Source organism: Candidatus Cloacimonadota bacterium, assembly GCA_011372345.1.
In the GTDB taxonomy this organism is placed as follows: domain Bacteria; phylum Cloacimonadota; class Cloacimonadia; order Cloacimonadales; family TCS61; genus DRTC01.
Genome location: DRTC01000176.1, coordinates 1 through 2,547, shown reverse-complemented (window position 1 = coordinate 2,547; position 2,547 = coordinate 1). Strand labels below are relative to the sequence as shown.

General features: G+C 35.0%; 4 protein-coding genes. All 4 read right to left on the bottom strand.

Annotated features, from left to right (window positions below; genetic code table 11):
• Nucleotides 1-13: 13 nt before the first annotated feature.
• Nucleotides 14-328: a hypothetical protein gene (locus ENL20_03405; protein ID HHE37604.1), complete on the bottom strand. Its 315-nt coding sequence runs from the start codon at nt 326-328 to the stop codon at nt 14-16.
• 9 nt (nt 329-337) lie between these two features.
• Entirely contained in the window at nt 338-1,552 is a 1,215-nt protein-coding gene (locus tag ENL20_03400; GenBank protein HHE37603.1) for a cation:proton antiporter, read from the bottom strand.
• Between the two features lie 4 nt (nt 1,553-1,556).
• Nucleotides 1,557-2,018, bottom strand: coding sequence for a PTS sugar transporter subunit IIA (locus tag ENL20_03395; GenBank protein HHE37602.1), 462 nt, complete (start codon nt 2,016-2,018; stop codon nt 1,557-1,559).
• Nucleotides 2,019-2,144: 126 nt separating this feature from the next.
• Nucleotides 2,145-2,547 (bottom strand): guanine deaminase (locus ENL20_03390; GenBank protein ID HHE37601.1); only part of this gene is annotated, 403 nt, incomplete at its 5' end.

Genomic DNA, 2,547 nt, shown 5'->3' with positions numbered 1-2,547 from the left:
TGTCATCAGTGTTCTATATTATTTTCTCAACTGGCAAAAGAACGATTTTTCCGATCTCATCTTTAACAAAATCCACACCGGAGTTTTTTAATTCTTCCAGCATAAAATCAATCTGATCCTGTTCTGCAATTGCCATGATCACATTGGCATAACCTTTTCCCGAACCGAATGATTTTCTAAATCCGGCAAAGATCGGATTATCAAAGGCAAGTTTATGACCAACAGTTTCTCCCGAAAGAACAATTGTGTCGTCAATTCCGGCTTCTGTTAACGCCATTAAAACATCATCCAAATATTTTTCTTTATTTAAATTTATGATCATATACATAAAAAACTCCTACTTGGAAATATTGGTCTCACCGGATTTAAAAAGAGCAATTTTTGCCATTATCGGTCCAATCAGCATAACGATAAAAGTAGTAGCAGTAATTGAACTGATAAGTTGAACTGATTGAATATGTAAACCGTTCTGTTCCAAAATTTTAGAAGCAGCAAGTGCCAGACCGACAGCAACTCCTGCTTGAGACATTAATGCCAATCCTAAAAAATTCTTGATTTTTTTGGGAGCTTTGGAAATTGTTCCACCCAGAAATGTTCCACTCCATTTCCCAAAAGAACGAGCAATAATATATATCCCGATCAAAAGTGAATATTGCATGATCAGGGAAATGTTCAAGCGGGTTCCGATAAGCACAAAAAACCAGACATACATCGGTGGTGACCAATCTCCGAGAGCAGTAAATATCTTACGGGAAACAAGTGAATTTCTATTCACAAGCACAATTCCAAGAGTCATATTCAGTAAAATAGGAGAGAGTTTCAGATATTCTGAAATCCCGCAATTTATGAGTACAATTCCCAGAGCAAAAAGCAGAAGATTTACCCGATCGTGAATGAGTTTTGCAATTGGAATAATGACAAAACCAATGATCAAACCAATACTTATGGAAAGTAAAACCTCTATCCCCGAATGCTGCAAAGCGTGTAATATGGAAGTACTTCCACCGGATTTTGTTCCAACCATCAGAATAACTGCCAGCGGCAGAGAAATCGTGAACAGCAATAAAGCGATAATATCGTCGAGTCCCATCACCGCATAGAGAGTAGTAGTAAATTCACCTTTTGCTTTATATTGTCTGATAACTTCAACAGTTCCTGCTGGGGCTGTCGCCGAAGCGAGTGAACCGAAGATCAATCCCATGGGAATACTTTTTAGAATTAAGGCACTGGTGATTCCTACCAAAAGAAATGCTCCAAATGCTTCCAATAATACAATTAAAATTATCGATTTTCCTAATTTCTTCAATTCTTTAAATCGAAGTTCTCCTCCGATTCCGAAGCCGATCAAAGATAAAACAATAAGATTTATCGTATCCAATGAAGCTATTTGTTTTTCTGTGATGAATCCCAAAACATCAGGTCCGAGCAAGGCTCCGGCAACGATATAGCCAACGATGAGCGGTGATTTTAATAAAGTTGCTCCTCGAGCCAGAATGATGGAAATTAAGATAGAACCACCGAGGAATAAAAGTAAAAGATATTGCGGGAGCACTGAATCACCTTTGAGTTTTGATTATTTGGTAAATTTCTTTTGAATTTTCGGCATTTAAAACTTTTTCAACAAATTCAGGATTCTTCAAACGAAGAACTAATCTTGATAAGACTTTGATATAATCTTTATCTTGATTGTCGGAAGCTCCGATCATAAAAATGAGTTGAACAGGTTTATCATCAATGGATTCGTATTCCAGACCTTGTTTTTTTCTACCGAGAGCAATAACAAAATCTTTCACGGTCTTATGCCTTGCATGAGGAATGGCGATTCCATAACCAATTCCAGTGCTCATCAGTTTTTCCCGTTTGAAAATCTCTTTTCTGAAAATCTTTTCGTCAGTTATTTTCTCATCTTTACATATTATTTCCAGAAGTTCATTCAAAGCACTTTTTTTGTCATCCGATTTAATATCAATGATTTTTTTTTCATCGATCATTTCCGATATTTTAAAAATTGATTCCATATTTTATTCCTTAATAAATTTTTATGACTGACTAAATTGTGTTGATTTTAAGTCAATTGATTTTATTTAAATAAATTTTGAAATCTACCATGGTAAATCTTTTTCAGAATTAATCCATTTGTCCATTTATAATACTTTCTTACCCCTCACATAAACATCTTTAATTTCCCTTTCACTCCCCAAATAAACCAATTCAGAAAGCAGGTCGAATTTTGTCTTTTCATGTAATTTTGGAATTTCTATAAAAACCAGATCTGCTTCTTTTCCAATTTCTATTGAACCAATAATATCTTCCTTTCCCAGAACTTTTGCTCCAGCGAAAGTAGCGTAATAAAACGCTTCTTCGGGAGAAACAGGATAATTATCCTGACGATAAATACACATTTTCATCATATTGAACATAGAAAGTGAAGTTCCAGCTGCTACATCGGAAGCAAGTGCGAAATCTATATTTGTATTTTTGATCTTCTTAAAAGGAAAAATCCCGCTTTTCAAAAAGAAATTTGAATCTGGACAATGAGCGATTTTA